The 22,115-nt window shown below is 44.3% G+C and carries 10 protein-coding genes; 5 read left to right on the top strand and 5 right to left on the bottom strand.

Annotated elements, in window-relative coordinates:
- The first annotated feature begins 47 nt into the window (after positions 1 to 47).
- From ACJJII_RS20315 to ACJJII_RS20305, 3 genes are all read left to right on the top strand, one after another.
- The gene (locus ACJJII_RS20315; RefSeq protein ID WP_444917517.1) at positions 48 to 5,897 is read left to right on the top strand and encodes a fibronectin type III domain-containing protein; all 5,850 of its coding nucleotides are present in this window, start codon (positions 48 to 50) and stop codon (positions 5,895 to 5,897) included.
- 184 nt (positions 5,898 to 6,081) lie between these two features.
- Positions 6,082 to 12,534 carry an Ig-like domain-containing protein gene (locus ACJJII_RS20310; RefSeq protein ID WP_444917516.1) on the top strand — a complete coding sequence of 2,151 codons (6,453 nt, stop codon included), beginning with the start codon at positions 6,082 to 6,084 and terminating at the stop codon, positions 12,532 to 12,534.
- A complete protein-coding gene (locus tag ACJJII_RS20305) occupies positions 12,524 to 13,588 on the top strand; it encodes a hypothetical protein (RefSeq protein WP_444917515.1) in 1,065 nt (354 codons plus the stop codon). The genes ACJJII_RS20310 and ACJJII_RS20305 overlap by 11 nt, the downstream gene beginning before the upstream one ends.
- A 283-nt stretch (positions 13,589 to 13,871) precedes the next feature.
- On the opposite strand, the gene ACJJII_RS20300 is transcribed toward ACJJII_RS20305, so the two are convergent.
- Together ACJJII_RS20300 and ACJJII_RS20295 are read right to left on the bottom strand one after the other, a co-directional pair.
- Complete coding sequence (locus ACJJII_RS20300) at positions 13,872 to 14,309, bottom strand: S26 family signal peptidase (protein ID WP_444917514.1); 438 nt, start codon at positions 14,307 to 14,309, stop codon at positions 13,872 to 13,874.
- 583 nt (positions 14,310 to 14,892) lie between these two features.
- Positions 14,893 to 15,879 (bottom strand): transposase, encoded by a 987-nt coding sequence (locus ACJJII_RS20295; protein ID WP_444917513.1) that lies wholly within the window; start codon positions 15,877 to 15,879, stop codon positions 14,893 to 14,895.
- Between the two features lie 211 nt (positions 15,880 to 16,090).
- Between ACJJII_RS20295 and ACJJII_RS20290 the strand changes: the two genes are divergently transcribed.
- Complete coding sequence (locus ACJJII_RS20290; protein WP_444917512.1) at positions 16,091 to 17,560, top strand: YncE family protein; 1,470 nt, start codon at positions 16,091 to 16,093, stop codon at positions 17,558 to 17,560.
- A gap of 175 nt (positions 17,561 to 17,735) precedes the next feature.
- Here the strand turns inward: ACJJII_RS20290 and ACJJII_RS20285 are convergent, their stop codons facing one another.
- The 3 genes from ACJJII_RS20285 to ACJJII_RS20275 form a co-directional block, all read right to left on the bottom strand.
- A complete protein-coding gene (locus ACJJII_RS20285; protein ID WP_444919289.1) occupies positions 17,736 to 18,377 on the bottom strand; it encodes a S26 family signal peptidase in 642 nt (213 codons plus the stop codon).
- Positions 18,378 to 18,775: 398 nt separating this feature from the next.
- Positions 18,776 to 19,054, bottom strand: a complete 279-nt coding sequence (locus tag ACJJII_RS20280; protein ID WP_444917511.1) for a hypothetical protein — start codon at positions 19,052 to 19,054, stop codon at positions 18,776 to 18,778.
- A gap of 99 nt (positions 19,055 to 19,153) precedes the next feature.
- A complete protein-coding gene (locus ACJJII_RS20275) occupies positions 19,154 to 20,269 on the bottom strand; it encodes an agmatine deiminase family protein (protein WP_444917510.1) in 1,116 nt (371 codons plus the stop codon).
- 1,037 nt (positions 20,270 to 21,306) lie between these two features.
- Here ACJJII_RS20275 and ACJJII_RS20270 point away from each other — a divergent pair.
- Positions 21,307 to 22,110, top strand: a complete 804-nt coding sequence (locus ACJJII_RS20270; RefSeq protein WP_444917509.1) for a hypothetical protein — start codon at positions 21,307 to 21,309, stop codon at positions 22,108 to 22,110.
- The last annotated feature ends 5 nt before the right edge of the window (positions 22,111 to 22,115 follow it).

Below are 22,115 nucleotides of genomic sequence, written 5' to 3'. Positions count from 1 at the left end.
CTGTGGCCCGGATTATTTTTCTTTAGGGTGTTTTTGTGGATACGTTCATGCGTCGTAATAGACAAATAGGAATGTTGTTGGGGTTACTTTGTTGTATGTTTGCCTCGGCGCTAGCGCTTGATGCTGAGGCAGCAAAATATAGGTACGAATACCATGAAGGAAGCTTCACTGACATTCCTGACTTATCCACATTGGTTCCAAAAAAAGCGGGGACACTTAATGGTTTATCGCTGTCATCGAGAGAAGTGACACAGGGCTATGCTTACCATTTCAAAACAGAGGTGATAGTTGATACATCTGATGCCTATTACTTTCAGATTGGGGTGAGGGGAAAGGCTCGGGTTTCTCTATTGAATTATGATCACTCTGTAGTTGTTGAAGACACAGATGTAAATACATTACACGCTATTTATTCCGATGCTTATACAAGGTATCCAGCTAACTTAGATCTCACTATTGAATTCTTAGATAATGTGGGTAATGGTGATATCAAGTTGGTTTACTCCACTATTAATGGTGGGCACAGCGAGGCGTCATTGGATGATCTCACCTTTTATGAAGATGAGTTTCCCGGTGTTAAATATCAGTACTTTGAATATATATCGACCCCCCCATATCTACCGAATTTAAGTACTTTAACCCCTAATGCTAGTGGTGATCTTACTACTATTGAAGTTCCAACGGGTGCTACTGCCGACGAGTTCGGCATTCGCTATCAGGGACACCTTTCCCTTACTGAGGCTGGTAATTACCAGATTGTGACAACTTACGAGGGTGCTACAGATGAAGAAGTTTGGGCTGGTAACAATTTAGATTTTAAGTATACACAATCAGGTGGGACCGAAGTTCATACGAGTAAAGTTATATCAATTGGTTCCGGAACTTACCCTTTTAGTATAGATTTTCATAAATTCACTGGGACCCCCTCTATTGATATTCAGGTGATCACTCCCTCGGGCACTAAACCCCTGGCAGATTTGCTATTTAAAGAGTCATCTGAACCCGACCCCGACCCCGACCCCGACCCCGACCCCGACCCCGACCTTGATTCTGACAATGACGGGGTGCCGGATGTAGATGATGATTTCCCTAATGACCCTAATGAAACCACAGACTCAGATAATGACAATGTGGGCGATAATGCAGATGTCTATCCCAACGATCCATCGCGCTCGGAATTGGAGTCAGTGACGAACCTGAGTGCTAAGCTCAGCGATGGTTCTGTCGAATTGTTATGGGTAGTAGTTCCAGCTAACGATACCTTAGTGGACTCCTACAATATTTTCAGCGGTATCCCCGCCAACGATTTTATAGACTATAGCCAGCTAGATAATGTTGATCGTGGAGTTTCGGTTTATACGGACACCTCAGTAATACAGGGTAATACCTATAGCTATTATATCGAGTCCAAGACAGTCGACGGCAGCAGTGTATCTACGGGAGTAACTATTGCGGTTACTATTCCGGCAAGTTTTCCGAGTGTTAGCAACCTTGCTGGAATAAGCGGTCAAAACGGCGTGAATTTAAGCTGGAGCGCAACTAATATTGATTCAGAAAGCCGGTTTGTAATTGCTCGTTCCGTCGATGGTGGGGCTTATTCAACGATTGCCACTTTAGCCAGTACTGAAAATACTTTTCTTGATACGGAAGCTGCGGCTAATTCCAATATCAATTACCAGGTATTTAACGCTCAAAAAATGATTGATGGCAGTTCTGGCAGTGCTTACGAAATTTTAAGCAACACTGAAACTGCCATGGTCACTACCGCCGATAATGTATCAGTCCCCCAAAGCGGTGCGGTAGATTATAAGTATTACGAAGGTAGCTTCATCCCTTTCCCGAACTTTGCTTCTTTGGTGCCGTTAGATCTCGGCAAGATGAATAGCCTGGATTTAATCCCGGCTCCAGATGTAAGTAGTGCTAACTATGGCATCACTTACAGGGGCACTTTGCATATTACTGAAGCTGGTTATTACACCATGTATGCCGAAGTATTTAATGCTGCGATGCGTATGATTGTGACTAAAAACAACGCTAATACACAATTATTTAGTATTACTGGGCTTAGTCAAACAACCATAGGTGGCGCTCGGCATACCAGCTACTGGGCGCTTGGTGAATATCCTTTTGAAGTCGAAATGCTTGCTGAATACTCTAGTCCATCAATGAGTTTCACCTTTGATATCGACGGTGGTTCTCGCCAACCGATCACTAATATACTTGGGCTTGACTCCGATGAAGATGGTGTAATTGATGTACTGGATGCTTACCCCAGTGATCCTAATCGTACTGAGTTGGAGAAGCTGATAAACCTGAATGCCCAGGTAGCCGATGAGGCTATTGTTATTGACTGGACAGCATTGGATATCGTCAATAGCAATGTAGACAGCATCGAGTTAATGCGACGGGAATACGGCAGTAATACTTATACGACGCTTACGAGCTTGCCTGCCACTGCAACTGAATACACCGATTCCTCGGTACTTAATGGCAAAGCGTATGAGTATATTGCGGTTAACCAAACGGCTTCAGGTATTACTAGTGAGCCGTCAGATAACAGTGCGGTGTTTATTGCCTATAACAGTAACACAGTGGATTCTTTCAGCGCAGTGCAAGAGCCTTCTGGAGTGCGCCTGACATGGAGCTCCCCCCATAGCGGAGAATTTGTGGTTTTGCGTGGACTCTCCGGCGGGGAACTAAGCGAGTTAATTGTTACTACAGATAAAACGTACTTTGATGATTCGGTGCAGCTGGGTAGCTCTTATGATTACGTGGTCCGAACTCGTCAGGACTTCACGAATCCCATTAACTCTATAACGGTTACACACGACGGACCAAACACGGCACGTGAAACCATTACTATGCCTAATGCCCTGGCGATGGCATTAACAAATATGCAAGAAGTTGGTGAGGGGCTGTACCAAATACTTAGCGGACCAAATGCTCCTCCCTCAATTGTAGTTGAAGGTAGTTTCGAAAACGCCTTGGGTATTGTGACGATTAAGGCTGTTCTGGATACCCAGGAAATAGCCGCTGATGTAGACGGACAGAATTTTACGGTTACTCTGCCTAAGCCGACAAAGACAAGTACTTGGCAGATTATTGGTAGTGCTATCAGTGGAAATATTCAACAGCAAGCAGCGGTTAGCCTTGAATTCTTATGGGATGATCAATCTCCTTCTGTTGTGATTAATGGAGATAATCCGTTGGTGACTGCGGAGGATTTAATTACTGTCACTGGCACAGTAAGTGATGCTCAAGGTGTGCAATCAATGGTGGTTTCTACTGACCGTCATCCAGGGCAGAGCTTCAGTGTTTTTGTTGATCAGGATGGAAGCTTTAGCGCTAGTGTACCTATCGAGTTCGACGAAAACCGAGTGAAGGTGAGTGCAACGGACATCGTTGATAACACGGATTATGCGGTGCTTGTTGTACAGCGAGCGAATGTCAATCGTCCGGTTATTTTAGTCTCAAGCCATATCAATGGACAGATCGTCAATGTTGATCAGGTGAACCTGACAGGGGAACTGACTACCGTATTGAGCCTGGCGGAGACCTCTTTGCTGGTCAACGGCCAATCGATCGGTCTGATAGAGGAAGCACAGGGACGTTACAGTTTTGCCCTTACCGATGTAAGCCTGGTAGAGGGTGATAATAAGTTTAGCTTCGTGGCCAGTGCCGGGGGTGAACAATCTGAACTTGCTTTTACACTGCGATATGAAAAAGACGGTGTGCTCAATCCACCAGTGCTGGAGTCTCTGAGCCCCACCCCAGGTGCGTTTATTAGCAGCGACTCCTTTATGGTCGCCGGTACGGTCAGTGCCGATTACCCTCTGACTAATGTGAGTATCAATGGGCAACCTGTGTCCATCTATGAAGGCTCGACCTATGTTAACTTCAGCAATCTAATCGATTTCTCCGGTCAGCCTTCTGTGGATGTAGTGATTGAAGCACAGTCCTTGAATGGACAAAGCTTGACTGAATCTAACACCTACTATTTTGATGACCAGCCACCGGTCATTGAAACCAGTTTGACGGAAGACGGTTATTGGAGGGTTTTTGATAACCCTTTCGAATTGGCAGGTTTGGTAACTGATACCAACTTCTCAACATTAACTGTTAACGGTCAGGTAGTAGATGTTTATCCCGGTGAACAGGAAAATCAATTTATCTTCCAGGCGATAATAGACCTTTCCACACAAAGTCAGGGTGATTTAACGCCCATCGAAGTCAAGGCATTTGATCAGGCAGGCAATATCTCGGTTAAAAACTATCTTTTAAAGCCTATGCGTGATACAGAGATTGATATAATCGCTCCTCGTATCAATAGTGAGTTTTTAGTAGATGATACACACTATGATCTGCAGATTCTGGCGCGTGTAAAAAATCTTCCTGATAATCCCTATGTGTTCGGTCGTGTGCGCAAAGTTTCGGAAATGGATGAGGATGAAATTACAGAGCCCGTAGTCACTATAATCTGGAATGATGTGACTTATATGACCCTGCACGATAATGGCGTGGTCACTGGTGAAATTGAAATACCCGCAGATTCTGCAAACTATGTTTTACAGCTCTTTGTTTCTTCTGGATTTGAAGAGCTTGAATCTATGAGCTTTGCCAATCGGGCCTTTGTAGTTGAAAACCGTTATACCGCACCGCTCGAGCTGTTACGCACAGAGCCGGTTAATTTGGCTACCGGTATAGAGCCTAACGAACCTGTTATTCTCTATTTCAATAAAGGTTTTAACCCTGAAAAAATGACACTAACCGTGACAGAAACGGCTCACGGGAAAACCTATGTCAATAATGATCCTTTGGGAACTAATTTCCTTATGGCCAAAGGGTCCGTTCTTCAAGAAGTCCACCGCCAACAGTCAATCGTACCTGGTGGGCTATCCCAGCTGCCCGGCGATAATATCTATGCGTTTTACCCTGAGCGAGACTTTGCCTATGACGGCCAAGTACAGGTAGAAGTAAAGTACCGCGGTGTAGATATTTACGGACGGGACGAAGAGGAAAAAATCAATCAGTTCCAGTTCCAGATCAGGCCTCTGCCCACCATGATTGAGGGCATGGTTTTCGATCAATTTAGTCAACCGGTTGAAAATGTGAAGGTCCGTATCGATGAACTAAACCGCGATACTGTTACTGACAGTGAGGGGGCTTTCAGCTTTGGCTACGGTGATAACGCTACTAATGCCATAAAGGGCGGGCTCTATCGATTGAGTATTAACCCTAATCTAGCGGATCGTCGTTTTGGTGAAATTAGCAGGCAGGTCAATGTTGCCAATGGCGAGCTAAACAGTGCAGGGGTGATTAAACTTGCTGCACTCAACAAATCGATGCCATTTCAGAATCTTGTCAGCGGCAGTTCGGCAGTATTGGCGAACGGAGAACTGACCATAGACTTAACCAACAGTTCTATCAGGTTCCCAAGTGGCGCGGAGGAGGGTAGCGTGCATGTGAACATGCTACGGGCTCAGGATTTGACCTTGCCAGCCATTGGCGGCCTGCAACCTAACTGGGCCTTTGGCCTGCAGCCTCAGGGCATTACCACGGAGGGAGCTCTGGGGCTCAGTTTCAAAGCGCCCTCACTCAATGGCAGCTATGACTATTTGCCGGAGAATGGAAAACTTGTGTTGTTGATGGCGAAAGAAGCCGATCAGGACATGATGATTCCTGTGGGTGTCGGTCAAATCAATAATAAAACCATCGAAAGCCTCGCGCCCATAGATGTCCCCGTGCTTGACTACCTGGCCTATGTCCTCGTGCCGGACTCGGCACAGGACAAGCTGCAAAGGTATGCCGACGGAGAGATCAGCTACACCGTATTGGCCACACTGCTGCAGACAGATGATTCACAAGGTGGTGGTGTATCCCAGGAATCAGGCCTGTGATTGCTGCGTCGATTTCACGCTTAACCCCTACAGGCCATGATTTCCTGTAGGGGTTGAGGCTCAAGAAATTTACTGCCATTTTGCGTCCAGTGGCATCCTTGAGCCCAACGTCGACGAAATGCTCGTCGGTTGTTGTTTAACAGAGAAAGAAAAAACCGACGCAGTCAATTTACCAGTGATTTAAATGGTTTTAACCCCATACACCGGTTGGTACTTGCCTTCCCCTGAAACGAGAGATGATTTTCAAGGGAATGCGAGTAACGGCATATTAGAGAACCGAGAGTTAACAGGAGCAAGTAGAGCAGTGTTTGCAGGAAGTGATCGCATGCTTAGAGTAAAGAAATCGCAAAGCAAATGGTATTTTGCATTGTTAACCCTCGTGTTTAGCCTGGGGTGTATGCCCAGCGCCCATGGTTTTTTCGGGCTCAATCCCTATTGGGCTCTGGGTGGCTTCGATGTTGTACGTTGGCGTTCGGGCCATGTGATGGCTCGATCTGTGATTCTCACTGACAATGGCTATCCGACTTACGTGGAGTTTGATGAGGCAGGGGAGGAGGCACGGGAGATCGCCGAGGCCTCGGGTAAGTACCTCGATGCGAGCCTGATGTCGGGGTACCGCTACCGCGATATTGTTAAAAACTTCAATAAAGTGGATGAAGACTACGGGGAGACGATTGCACGTGGTGCCTATGTACTCAGTCGTGATGCCTATCAGTCCATGCAGTTTACTACGCGTGATGGAAAGCCTCTAAGCAATGTGCCCCAGCTACAGGAGTCTACCCTGTCAGTATTGGTGCGGCATCAAGATCAAATCCTGATTGAAAATATCAGTCCGGTGTTGTTTGAAGCACCTGTTGATTTGTCTGACCCACAAGATGTACCAGAAGAGATAAATTCACTGCTTATCAGCAAAGAAGGCCGTGTACTGGATCAGGCGGAGGGTACCATCGGGTTTAAGTCTGGTTACTTTAAAGGTGATGAAGATGGTTTTTACTGGTCTAAATCCTTGAAGGATAACGAGGTCTACAGCGGTATTCCGAATGTAACAATTGAAATCCCTGCGGGAAATATCCACGGTTATGGTGTGACGGATGAAGACGGCTTTTATCACACTGTCTTTTTATTGGTGCCGTGCCCGGGTTTTTATTTTGATTATACCGTGCCTATTTACGCAAAGATGCGTTATCGGATGTTCAATCCTCGCTCGGCCCGCCATAACAACTTTCATATGGTGGCACCAAGTTATGATGCCTGCAATGGTTACAGCATAGGTCGCTCAGTTTTCCCAAACACCAGAACAAATTTTTTAGTGGATACGGCTATGTTGTCAGGGCAGGGGTATCTGGCTAATCCGGCTCCGGGCACTATTAACACTGAAGGGGAGCCAGTACCTATCGGCGCTAGCACGGCCTATGAGTTCGAAGAGCCGGAACTGAAAAAAGTTGTTCAGGAAAATTATGATTTCGACGGTGATGATGAACCTGACCGCAGCGTCCTGGGTAAACTTGAAGAGATACAGGTACCCGATGGGCAGGGCAGTTATACGACCGAGGAACGCTTCGTTCGCGATGATGAAGGTTCTTTACAAGGTGTTTATTTAAGCTCCGGTAATAACAATCCGGATCTGCCGGTAACCGATGAGGGCAGTCAGCCGGATTTTGTGCGCCTGGCTGATCGAGAGCAGGATTACAATCACCAAGGCCTTTTGGAAACCATTTCCGAAGAAGATTATAAAGATACCGATCTCTATGTATTCCGTCAGTCCAACGGTATGCTGATCACTCACCGGCGCGGCCTTCGTGACAATGAGTTTGCGATTCGCAGCAATGACGGCGTGGATACCGATGAAGAAAAAATATTCTATCAAATGCTGGTGCGCGGCCCAAAAACTAGAAACGGCCCAGCACTATTATCGTCATTGTATTTAAACTTCAGTGAATTCCAAAGCCGTGCAGATATGAATCCAGCGCTGCACGCCCGCGAAGCAGACCATCTGCGCCCGGAAGAACCGATTTCCATTATCGCGATAAACCGCAAAACCGGATATATCGGCCGTGTAGACACCGCTTTTATGGATTACAGCCAGCCGGGATTGATTTCTATCGATATCGATCAGCTTGTAATGCGCCCGCCCAATCTAAAAGTAAAAGCAGAGCGGCAATACACTGTTGATGCAGGCCTGACAAAGGGTGATGAGAATGAATACCTTATTGGCTACGAAGGCGCTGCCACCACCAGCGATACTATTATCACGATAACGACCGAGTGGTTTGATCACGATGGATCACCGTTACCCGAAGAGTTGGGTGAATATGGCTACACTGGCCGATTAGCAAAAATTACTGGCAACAAAACAGTATCCACCGACGGCGGCCAGTTGGCCCAGTTCCCCATTAAACCCGGCCAGCATTTACAAACTGTGCGCTTAAAAGGGGACTACGCCTCCTCAGAGCATTTTTATGTTCAGATCAATGGCGAGCCGGAAAACGAAAACCCTGACTTTAGTACTACTGGTGCTGCAGAAGACGGGCCATTAATGTACCGGCCCAAACATTATGTGCCTTTCCTTGTGCCGCTTTTGGATGAAGATTCCACTATTCGTCAGTACAACGAATACCGCAAATTAAAGCGCGATGAAAATGTCGATAACAGTACGCTCTACGAGCAGGAGCCTATTTATCAGTGGTTCTATCGCCCGGAGATGCAGTTCAGTTTATACGACCTGGAAATGGAAAATATTTATCGTATCGCTGATGAAGAAACCAACGATGCGATTGATATCCTCCCTGAGGAAACGCCTACGATTGCGAGTAGCGATGATATCGTGAGACTTGCCTACAGCATGGTAGAGCAGCAATTTGAAGCGATGCCATTTTTGGGTTCTGGCCAGCAATTGGTATTTGCCTTTGGTGAGGAGGAGATCGAGGCGACTCTCGATAGTAATGCCAATATTGTGTTTACTAATCTTGAGCATTTTGCTGCTCTCGACCCGGAGGACTTCTTAAGTATTCGGCTTTACTCTAATAATGATTCGGCTAATGTGCTTTGGGAGTATGCTTTTGGTGTTGATGCCATTCCACTTATCGATACTTTAGAAATCAGCGTTGATGAAGAAACGATGGATTTCTCTGTGTTCTTCCCGTTGCTGGAAGACGACGAAGAACTAACGCTACGCTGGCGTGCAAATGGGACGCAAAGTACAGCAATGGAGAAGTCAACAACTTCAGAGGCTTCTGCTATTCACAGCAATGTTCTCAAGCTCGGCACCGAAGCTGACACGCTGGTGATGATTGAAGTTGACGTACTTCGTTCTAGCAGTAAATCCTATCAGCAAGGTGCCAAATGGTCGTTTGGTCCCTATAAAACGCTACCAGGAGAGCCTAAATCAATGACTACTTCTCCACAAATTGGAGAAGAAGCTGCAACTGTCCCTGCAGACACCGTATCTCAAATAGAGTTATCAGCAACTTTACGTGATCAATTTGGCAACCTTGTTTTAGAAGGGACACCAGTAAGCTGGTCATTGGATGACAGTGCTGAGTTAAAGAATGTTGTTAGTGAAACAGATGCTGAAGGCGTCGTTACTGCACTTTACATTGTAGATGAACAGGCCAGTACCGCATCGGTGGATATAACCTCCGGCGATGCTACAGGTTATATTGAAGTAACCAAGACCCCATTAACAATTCAATTAAGTGCTAGTCAATCGTCGGTTCAAAGTGGTGGTGAACAATTTATCACCTTAACAGCCACTATCACAGGCTCAACAGAGCTAGAGGGCATACCTGTTAGTTGGACAAGTACTGATGGCAGCCTGTCTGCATACAGTACGGCCATTACTGGGAATACGGCAACAGTCTATCTTTATTCGTCGATTGCTCCAGGTTCAGCCACTGTGAGTGCTAGCATTCCTGGTTTTGCCTCTGAGATTAGCGTGAACTTTACGCCATCTGACCTGGCGGTGGCGGAGCTTGAGTTGCCGTCAATCGTGAATGCGCCGATGGATGGCATTGTCACTGTTGAAACTTTGAAAGGTCAAGCGAGTCATTCATTTGTAACAAGCACTGACTTGATTATTTATGGTGAACCTGGACGTACTATGAGCATAAGTCCTGGTTCAATTTATGCCCCGAATGGCCGTCAGACTCATAGCTTCTCTCTATCAGATTTATTGCCGTCAGATGAGAATAGTAGCTCTCCATATATTCAAGACAACACTGGTTCTATCATCGCTAAGTCATTTGGGAGTGTTGAATTAGAAATCCCGGATGAACACACAGGGTTGTCACAAAGTTATGAAGGCTCAGGTAGCAGTGTCGCTTTCAACGGTGGTTATTTTAAAGCTGATGATGTCAGCGTAATGCACCTACAAAATGATTTGTTTCTAAATGTACGCTTTTATCCAGAAAGTATTGGAGATAATCAGACCCTAATCCAAAAGGTGGGCGGTAATGGTGCAACCTACAAGTTAGAGTTGGTCACCGATTTAACAGGCGTCATGTTCCTTGAGGCTATGGTAACCACAGACGAGGATACATACAGTCTGCGTTCTGAGGTGCCGATAGATGCGAAAGAGTGGTACATAGGAGGTATTCAGTTAAAGGACGGAGTATTAACGTTAGCTTTGGATGATGAGCGCTACACTTTGGAGGTCGCTGGTACGCTACAACATAATGGAGATGATCTTTATATTGGTAGCTCTGGCTTCCGTGGTTATATGGATGATATACGTTTAGGCTCGGTAGCAGATGAGCACCAATTGTTGTCAATGTCACAAAGTAATGTGGTGATAGGTTCTGATGGTACCGGCCGTGTCAGGATGCAGGCGATTGGTAATGCCGCACAAGCTGGGCAAAAGGTAGGCTTCACTGTAACTGAGGACTCTGGCCTTACTGGTGGCGGCAGCTATGAATTAAAACTCTATCAGCCATTGCCCGACCGCATTCGCCAGGGTGAAGAAGTAGCTCCTATGCAGAAGATGTTGGCGTTCTTGGGTATTTCTTCGGCTCATGCCTCAATACATGATCCTCGTGGTTGTAACCGTAGAGTTGCTTGTAGACAGGCACGTGAAAGTGGTGTTCTGCTGACTAATGAAGATACTTGGGGCTCGGTTAGAGAAGTTATAGCAAAAAGGCTGTTGAATGATCAAATTGTTGATGCTGTCAAGAAAACTTCACAATTTATCTTTGAGCTGACGTCTATCAATGATGTCTGGATCATCATACGCTCTCTTTATCATTTGGGTACGGGACAGCTTGATAAGATTGAAGGCTTTGAACTAACCTTCGCTGTGATAGGTGTGGGCGTGACGATCTTTGCCGTGGTCTCGTCAGGTGGCGCTGCATTACTACCTATGAAGGCTGCGTTAACGAGTTTTAAAGGCTTACTGAAAGCCTTCTGGGTTGATATTGGTGGGGCGATGCTTACTAAGGGGTTAGTTAGCTCCGCTAAATATATGTGGACGAATATTAAACTCTTCGTCAATGGGCAGCGTACCTTAGCAAGTGAGAATATGGCTGACTTTGCATTGGCAATGGGTAAGATGATTAATAATGCTTCGCGTTTAATCGGGCCATTCTTCCGTAATGTCCGTAGTGTTGACGACTTAGTCTTTTTTATTAAATTTGCTAAAAAAGATACTTGTTTAAGTGCCCCGGCATTGTCAGGGGATTTGATTTCAGTTGAAACATCAATAGCTAGTAGTTGGAGTTTCTCGTTTTTTCCAAATGCATATGCCGCACCTGACTGTTTCAGTAAGTTGAATGCTTTAGCTAACATTGCCTCCGATACTGTTAAATATGGTGAGTATGCACATGATGTTGAAAAAGCAGTTTTTTCATTGGCTAAAAGTGAAAAGTTAGAAACTATGACTGTGGAAGAGTTTAATGGTTTGGCACAGGTAGCATATCAGCATGTATTAAGAAGGCCGCTAGATAAATTTGCTTCACGGGCGAATAAAGGTGTGAAGTTTTTTGATGAAGATGTACTTAAGAAAGGTCTTAGAGGTATAAATGGGCTAGCTTTAGACAACTTGAACAGACCAGCCACTGCAAAAATTCCAGGATATGAGGGATTTGTTTCTAAGTTTGCCACACTGCAGCGTTATCAAAACGATCCGATAGGAACCTTACATGCCGTCAGAAGCCTTGAAAATCTTGGATTTAACAATGTTCTGGCTTTTGAGCGAAAAATGAAGGATATCTTTCCTGAAATTAATCCTATTAACACTAAAGCTGATGGAACAGGTGTTGATAAATTTAGAAGGGTAGATGCGCATGTTAAGGACGATAAGAATCTTGAGTTTAAAGGTAGCGCTAAGGATTCAGGTAGCTACCGCATGTCTAAATCTGAAGAACTCGAGTTTTTAAATGATGCAATTTATTTTTCACGCGCAGGGCAAGAGTTTGAGTGGCAGATCGCAAGACAGCTCGATATTAAGGGGGCTGAAAATAGAATGAAGGAACTGTTAGGTGATGGAGATATACCTGACGGTCTTGATGATAGACTATATGCTTATGTTAAAGAGTTGCGCAAGAATGATGAGGTGGCAGCTGATGCTATGGAAATAGAGCTAGCGAAGCTGTATAAAAAGTTGAGTAACGGTGAAATCATAAGGCAGGCCGAGTATGTCGATTAATATTGAGGAAATAAACGGGATAGTTAATTACGTATCTCGAAGTAAGATTTTTGTTAATATTGAAAGTGACGGGGTCTTGAGTCAGCTTGGCGTTAAAGATTTAGTATCTAGATTAAAAGTGGGCGTGAATTTTGAGGTGGCATTTATTTATGCGTGTGATAAATGTGCTATATATCAGGCCGTTGGGCGTGGAGCTCGAGAGTTGTACTCTTGGGATTTTGAAAGTAATGTGATTTCGCATATATGCAAGTTTGATGGCGATTTATCTTTTGTTGATAGAATTGATGACTATCTAATCTTGAAGTCAAATAAAAAATATTTGGTCAAGCTGGGATTGGCCGACTTGGAAGTAGAGTTATACAGGGACGGAAAGGTGTTCGGCAAAGTTTTGCCTTTCCAAGAGGGTTTGGTGTTTTTTAATCCTATAAGTGAAGAAATTGGTCTGGTGAATTTAGAGGGCGAATCCTTAATTTCGTTGCCGATATTAGATCTGCTGCCTGGAGAGAGCATTCTTAAGTTGTCCCATCAGGATTTTTTTACTTTTGAAGATTGGGTCATTTTAGGTGGAGTTAATGGGCCACTATTCTGTATTGATGTTCTAACCCGCACGTTGCTTTGGAGGGTAGATTACTGTTTGGGTAAGAGGTGGACCTTAGATGCTGAAGGTAAAATTTATTCAGTTTACAACGGCAATCTAAAAATTATAGAAGTCAAAACTGGTGATGTGTTACTGGACAGGCTTATTAATGCTGATTGGGTGCAAGCCAAAAAAGATACGCTTAACTTATTTCAGGTAAGTGTATCTAAAACACATCTCTGGTGCGGTTTTCTGGGGCGTGGTTTATGTGCGATCAATCTTAAGACGGCCGAAGTCGATTGGCATGAGTTCGATGGCAGAACCTGCAACCGAAATCCAATTATCAAAAATAATCGAATCTATGTACAAATAATGGGTGGAGGTATTGGGCTGGATAATGAGGGCACTAAAGAGTATGTTCTAGAAGGTGAAGGCGGTTATATAGAGAATTCTGATAACGAATTTATAGTATTCTAACGAGCACAATTCCCATTATTCCGCACTAGCCATTGGAGTAGGACAGCCAGTGCGCCGAGATAAATCGGCAAAAGATTGGAGGTGAAAGCCCTCTACCCGGTAAGGTTTAGCAAACCGCTGGGGCTCCGAGTATAAATTCTGGACACCCATAGATTAAGGAAAGTGTCATAATAAGTGCAGTGAACGCACTTATGCTTGGAATACTTGAAGAGTGTGAGTTTGTTGAATAGGTCAAAGGAGGGTAGGTTGGCCCCGAAACCCCTGAAAGTGTTAATCGTATGTGCTAACGCACCACCCGCAAGGTGTCGTCTGACAATAACTGATGCTGGTGATCAATAGTTAGTAGTACTAGTTTAACCTGCCCCGCAAGTTGCTCGATGTGAATCCCTCCAAAGTATCGGCTATCATGGCTGGCACCTTGATTATCGCCTAATACATACCATAAACCCTCGTGCTGCAGCTTGCCATCTGGCCATAGGGCTACACGTTTGACAAGCCTGAGACTTTTATTTCCCCTTTGAAATACCACCACATCATCGGGTTGGGGTGCTCTGTCCTGATATATCCAGGTATCCAATACAATGAACTGCCCCGGTTTTAGTGTTGGGTACATGGACATGCTCGGTACATAGTTTATATGTATACCCAGCCAGAGATCTTTGTAAAGAAATCCCGCAGTAAGACCGAGTAGGCAAGCGAATGTGAATATACTAGTGTGCAAAAACTGGCGAATAAGCCTATTTGAAGGGGAGGTGGGTATACTGAGACACAAGCCAGTAGAAGCTAAATAGACCAGTCCTGCCAGAGTAAGACATATTACAATCCCAATGGGTTCAAAGACCCATCGAGACCAGAAATCAATTTAGGATGAAATCAATTTAGGACACCCATTAATCAATTTAGGAAGAAATTAATTTAGGACACCCATAGATTGGAGAAAGGCGTTAACAGTGTTGCTAGCGCTAGCCCCAGTATCTGTTTCTTTCTGTTTGCTAGTTAAGTTGAGATGAAGTGCTGAAGATCAATGCTGGCCTTAGAAAAACTGCGGTTATGGGTAAGCATGGAAAACAGTATCGAGAGAATCGGAGGGGGCTAGCAGGGTGTTGCAGAAAGATATGATAATCAATTTAGGACACCCATAGATTGGAGAAAGGCGTTAACAGAGTTGCTAGCGCTAGCCCCAGTATCTGTTTCTTTCTGTTTGCTAGTTAAGTTGAGATGAAGTGCTGAAGATCAATGCTGGCCTTAGAAAAACTGCGGTTATGGGTAAGCATGGAAAACAGTATCGAGAGAATCGGAGGGGATTAGCAGGGTGTTGCAGAAAGATATCGTCGACAATCATTTATGCCGTGTACCCAGCGTTTATTCAGCTGATTGCAAGCGCTTCGTACGGCCTCAGCAGACCCTACCAAACCTTTAAAGCGGCTTTCAAAGTTTCGATTGAGATAAAGCCAGTGTTCAGATGAAATTCCCAGCCGTTCGAGGATAGGTGGGATATTTTCGGCAATAACTCCGCGCTTTCTGGGGTCTAGATGCCGGCCACTCCAGTCCACTAACTCCAAATAGTGCTCTAACTGAAAGGGCAGCCCCTTCGGCATATTTTGACGCTCGTCACCCACAAGCGGCAGCAAACTTTTGGGCTGCTCACCTGAGATTGCTACACGAATACGTCGTTGGATAGAGGTGTAATCAGAGTTCTCAGGCGTTTTGGCGATATTAGCACGGATAGGGTTGAGGTCTACATAGGCCATACAAGCGGCGAGGGCTCTTTCGTCCAGCAAAGCCTGGGACTTAAACCGACCCTCCCAAAAGTGGCCTGTACACTTGTCTTCAGCATTGGCCTGGCGAGCGATAGACTCATTTAAACAGCGCATAAACCAGCTGATATCCGTTAAGCGTTCTCGCCATATCGAAGCGACATCTTCTAGTGCCTTAAGCTCGCAGCGATCAAGAGTATCGCCTCTAAGATAGCGCTGAGCCAAATTAGAGGCTTTGAATAGTTTTTGCCAGCGATCAATCACTTCTAAAAGTGACCACTTATCAGCAGATTTCTTGTCAATGTAGAGAACCACATGGTAGTGATTGCTCATTACGGCATAGGCAGCAATATCAAGGGCAAAAACCTCAGCCAAATTAAGCATACGGTTTTCAATCCACTCACGCCGATGCTCATAGTCTTTCCCGGATTCAGTATCCCGACCGCAAAGGAATGCTCGCCGTACACAGCGGGATACGCAGTGATAATAGGGTGTTGCGTCAAGAGATATCTGGCTGCTCCGCGGTAGAGTCATTGGTTGTGTATGTGTTTGCTGGATGAATGTCCAGTATTTTGTAGGTTTACACTCTTTTGCCAATGGTGTTGGCGGTTTATACTTCTTCTTTAATGGATGTCCAGAATTTGTTTACTGATCTTTTTGCCGCGCTGGATGGTAAGGGCCCTGATGGGCAAAAGTTTGTTGAGATATATGAGTATAAAAATATTATTAAAGCGGAGGGGTAGGAGTGAAGATATATAGTTTCTGTGAGCCGGCTTTTGTCCACTGTCACCCAAGCTCAATTGACCCCCTGTATGTTTTGGCGGGCGAGGGTGGAAGTTTTAAGTTGATCGATGGGAAAGTAATTTATGAGGGATATTTGAGTGATTATACGTGCTTGAATTTCTATCTGATCCATGGAGAGGTGTATAGAAAGTATTTAAGGTTTGATGAAGTCATATTTTCAAATGATTCTGGGAAAAGGTTAGATTTGCCACAGGAGTTTTTGGATGTAGTTCGCCCCTATGACCCTTTTGTTGGTGAGGAGAGTAAATTTTTAGCAACTATCTTGAATTACCCGGAAAAGTTTAGAAATAGTTTAGGTCTTTTTGATGTTTGCTCTAAGACTTTTGTTTCAAAGGAAATGCGTTCTATTTCTAGTGTTTTGATCAATGGGTTTGCATATGGCTTTGATGCTGAGGAAAAGTATTTCTTTAAGTGTGATTCTGCTTTGCAAAAGGTCTGGGCTTATAGCCCGAGTTTTGCATCTAAGAAGGCCAAGACTCCATTACTAATTGACAACATAATCATCACTTTCATAGGGCCTGAGGTCGAGTCTCGCCAGCTGGTTAAAGGTCGTAGTCATTGTGTTTTCGGTGGTGGTGTGTTGGTTGGGCTAAACGATGAAGATGGCAGCTTGATATGGAAGTATGAAGTATCCAATGCGGTGGACAGCTATCAATTATTTGGCGGTGTGCTTTATGTAGTATCGTTAAATGAGATCTTATTGATTAACACTGCTAATGGGGAACTGATCAATAGTATTGATACAGAAACCTCAGTACCTGTTGATCGTTTCTTTGGTCCATCCCTTTACATAGACAACTCTACTATTTATTACAGTCATTATGACGATGGTGTGATTCTGGTTTTCGATAGAGGAAGTTTAGCCTTACTGCGTCGTATAGAAATGCCCTCTGGTTATCATGTTCGAGGCCATGACTTCCATGATAGAGCCTCAGGTAAGCAGTATTTTTCTCTGGTTACTCACACACAGTATGTCGCTCAAGGCCCAGTATTGGAAGTTGACCCTCAACATTTAGATGAGGTGCTGGAGTTTGAATCGAAGCCTGACATGGATATCAAGTTAGACTACTCGCCAGATAATGCCGCTGAGAAAGAACTTGTTATCAGGATTACCTGCGACAGTCTGGATGACGCTCTACGTTTTGGTGAAATCTATACTCGTGATGAAGCCCAGCGTTATAGTTTCAACTATATGGAGATGAGGTTTCAGGATAGGCCCTTTACTCCTGAGCCGAGTTTTAATGGCATTATCCGATTTCAATATTCAGGCTGTAGCCAATCGAAGGAGTTGGTTGAAGAGCATCTGAGCGTTATGGAAAAACGTTTTTCAAAATGGGCTGAAGATAGAGGTTTTTATTCGTGTACGGATAAAAATCAGCTGACTCAACTTAAAGCAGAGTATGTTGCTTAGCATAGATTAGGGGTATCCACAGATTAAGAAAGATATCAAAATAAGTGCAATGAAAGTGCTTATGCCAGAGGTGTTTGAGGAGTGTGAGTTTGTAGAATAGATCAAAACTGTGTGAGCCAAGGTCAAAGCAGGGGGAGGTTGGTCCCGCCCCCCCAGAAAGAGTTAATCTTGTACGCTAACGCACCACCTGCAAGGTGTCGCCTGACAATAACTGATGCTGGTGATCAATGGTGAGTAGTACTAGTTTAACCTGCCCCGCAAGCTGCTCGGTGTGAATCCCTCCAAAGTATCGGCTATCATGGCTGGCACCTTGATTATCGCCTAATACATACCATAAACCCTCGTGCTGCAGCTTGCCATCTGGCCATAGGGCTACACGTTTGACAAGCCTGAGACCTTTATTTCCCCTTTGAAATACCACCACGTCATCTGGTTGGGGTGCTCTGTCCTGATATATCCAGGTATCCAATACAATGAACTGCCCCGGTTTTAGTGTTGGGTACATGGACATGCTCGGTACATAGTTTATATGTATACCCAGCCAACGATCTTTGTAAAGAAATCCCGCAGTGAGACCGAGTAGGCAAGCGAATGTGAATATACTAGTGTGCAAAAACTGGCGAATAGGCCTATTTGAAGGGGAGGTGGGTATACTGAGACACAAGCCAGTAGAAGCTAAATAGACCAGTCCCGCCAGAGTAAGACATATTACAATTCCAGTGGGTTCAAAGGCCCATCGAGACCAGCATAGAGTAACGATTAGAGTAATGAGCGCAGCTTGGGTAAATAGTGCTGCTTGCCAACGCCCGATCAGCATTAGGCCTGCACCAGGAACAATCACATTAAGAAGTACTGCAAATAATTGTAGAGAGCGAACTCGTAAAAGCCCTTTTAACATGCTTGAATCTTTACCTGTTTAATGGAGAGGGAGTACTGGGGCGTATTGCTTTCTAGTGAGCGCTTAGTTACACGACTAGTGTAACATTTTGATAGAGTTGAGGTCGATATAGGCCATGTAGGCAGCGAGAGCGCCTTGATCCAGCTTAAATCGACCTTTTCAAAAGCGACCTGTGCACTTGTCTTCAGTGTTAGCTTGGCGAGCGGCAGGCTTATTTAAGCAGCGCATAAACCAGCTGATATCCGTTAAGCGTTCTCGCCATATTAAAGCGACATTTTTTAGTGCCGTAAGCTCGCAGGGATCAAGAGCATCACCGTTTAGATAGCGTTGGGCCAAATTAGAGGCTTTGAATATTTTTTGTCAATATAGAGTACCATATGGAAGTGATTGCTCATTACGGCATAGGTGGCAATATCCAGGGAAAAAACTTCAGCCAACTTATGTATACGGTTTTCAATCCACTCACGCCGATAATCATAATCTTTTCCAGATACACTATCCCGGCCGCAAAGGAATGTTCGTCGTACACAGCGGGGTACGCAGTGGTAATAGGTTGTTTCATCAAGAGATATCTGGGTGCTTCGCGGTAGAGTCATCGGCTGTGCGAGTATTAGTGTTTTGCAGATTTGTGCACCTTTACCAATAATGTTGGCGATCTATACGTTATGCTTGAAGAGTGCCTGGTAACTTGATGCTTAAATAATTATTTCTTGTTGTGTAGAACAATGAATACTGCCACCACCAGAGGCAATTCCATCAACTGCTATTTGCTCAATATTATGATTTGGAAAGGCGCCTTGTAAAATAGCTCTGGCTTTCGCGTCTGCGTTTTTATCACCAAATTTTTGAGAGATTATTGCACCGTTACAAATATAGTAACCAATATAGCCTGCGGCAAAGTCTCTAGTGCCAAATCTTTCGTTAATAATTTCTGGCGTATCCAAAATGTGTAGTTTAAGTGGGTTTTCATCTGCGTCGACACTATTGCTTAATGTTTTGATGTTTTCACGAGTAACCCAATAGTCATAGGAGGATTGATAATTATCTCGGCTAACTATCACTTCACCTGGCTTAATAAAGCGTGCATAAAAATCGGTATGGCCATCTGTGATATCCTTGCCCTTAATACCTTTGAGCCAAATAATCTTCCGTAAACCGAGTAGTACCTTGAGTTCCTCCTCAATATCAGACTTTGACCATCCTGGATTGCGATTCTCATTGAGAATACAGCTCTCAGTCATTATGGCGGTGCCATTGCCGTCGACCTCAAAGCATCCACCCTCCAGTACGATATTTGCTCTCTCATGGATTGCTCCAGATCGATTAGCGATATACTTGGCGACTTGCTTGTCTAGTGAGTGCTCCTGTTTGTTGCCCCAACCATTGAAATTAAAGTTTAAAGCGACTTTTTCTCCATGGCTGGATCTTACAAAGATGGGGGCAGTGTCACGGAGCCACAAGTCATCGATTTCAAAAGTGTGTAGCTCAATTTCATAATTTGAACTATCTAAATCCAGTAGTGTTTTCGCTTCATGTAAGTCCTTTCTGCTCACCAGGATAGATACAGGCTCATAATTGGCAATTGTATTTGCAATTAATGCCAGATTTCTTTTCACCTCAGGAATTTGCTTGTGTGACCAAATGTAATTGTTTGCAACAAAAGCCATCCATGTTTTTTTGTGTTGGCCACTTTCATCAGGCATGTGAAGCGAGCTATAGGCTAAGCTCTGTGTGGCTAATGTTTTTTTTGCGAATAAGGAGCTGCCGAACAAAAGGGAACTCATCTTAATGAATAGTCGTCGGTCAATCATGGTGGCTTGCTGCTATTTTGAATAGTTGCTTTTCTGAGGTTGATGGGGTCCAAGTCTAATGTCATTTTGCATTTAAGGCTATAAGTTAATGTGAAGTTTGCAGTCTATTTTCTATATAAAAATTATATTAAAATATATTTTCTTTTTAAGTGGGATTGACGTATGTTTGGAGAGGGTTTGTCCTGTTTGAGTGCGTTCTAGAGAGTCTTACTCTATCTGGTTGTTTAAAAGTATAATTAACTAATATTATATTAAATAATTTATTTATATTAAGGGCACCCGGTTAGTGTTGGGCGATATGATCTGCAGGGAGATTGTTGGGGGAGGCTTTACTGGCTAAGGCTCCAGCGACCCGTGCACTTGTCTTCAGCATTAGCTTGGTAAGCGATAGGCTCGTTTAAACAGCGCATGAACCGGCTGACACCTGTTAAGCGTTCTCGCCATATCGAAGCGACATGATCTAGTGTCTTAAGCTTGTAGCGTTCAATACTATGGCCGTTTATATAGCGCCGGGCCAAATTAGAAGCCTTGAATATTTTTGCCAGCGATCAATCACCTCGAAAAGAGACAACTTATCGGCAGAGTTTTGTCAATGTAGAGTGCCACATGGTAGTGGTTGCTCATTACTGCATAGGTGGCAAGATCCAGGGCAAAAACCTTAGCCAAACTATGTATACGATTTTCAATCCACTTGCGTCGATGCTCGAAATCTTTCCTGGATACACTATCCCGACCACAGAGGAATGCTCGCTGTATATAGCGGGATAGGCAGTGGTAATAAGGCGTTGCGCCAAGAGATATTTGGGTGCTTCGCGGTAGAGATATCGACTGCAAACGCATTGATATGGGGGAATATCCAGTATTTTGTGGACTTGCGCTCTTTTGTCAATGGTGTTGGCGGTTTATACTTTATGTTTGATGGGTGTCCCAAAATGTTGTTTGCCACTGCAGTTTTGATGCCGTTCAAGGGGTGCTCGAAGACGTAGGCTCTGAATTAATATAAGAAGCATCTGAAGAATTTATCTTAGAAGGCTAAAATGTTCGAGAATTACCAGTTTAAAACCGAAAGAAATGCTCAGTGGGAAAGAATTGAGGTCTCTGAGCGGGAAGATGGAAGAGCGGAAGTTTATAATCAAAAAGATAAGGCGTTTTTCTATAACGGATTTGATGAAACTGATTGGCGTAAAGTTGAGCCTCATCATGTTGGCAACCTTGCGCTGTATCCAAAGAAGACGATTGCCGGCTGGAAAGACTACTTTAGTTATTTTAAAGACAAGCCATTAAAGCCTTACCAGGTTACTGACTTGCAACAAGCTTTATTGGAGGGGAGGGTTGGGGAGTATGCTCACCCTCAAGATGATGCCTATTATGTTTGGAATTTTTGGGGTGATACTTGGCTCCCAGATTCAATTATAGACATAGAGATCCCGATAAAAGAACCGATAGTCCCGCTTGACGCAAGCTTTGCCTATAGTTGTGCTATGCGAAACCTTACGAGCTGGTTAAAAGATACGGGCAATAACAGTGTTGGAAGCTATTTAGAATATCTACCGCGTTTTATGGATGCCATGCCGCCATTATTGGACGCCCGGTTATTTGATTTCAAGAATTATAAGATCAGGCAGACACTATCCCCTGAGTTGCCAGTGCGTATTGGGCCGGCTAAATCCCGTATGAAACAATTAATCCGGAATGCCCATGGTCTGATAGATCCGGCCGATAAAAAACGTGATTATAAAGTGACAGTGGCTAAAAACTTTTTTGACGTATTTGATGCTCATAGTGACAAGCTGGGTGAAGATTTCCCGCGCTTTATCGCCGAAGCCTTGGAAGAAGAGTAGGGGGT

Source organism: Microbulbifer maximicatervae (SeqCode) (assembly GCF_052467825.1).
This window is presented reverse-complemented; position numbering and strand designations above follow the sequence as displayed.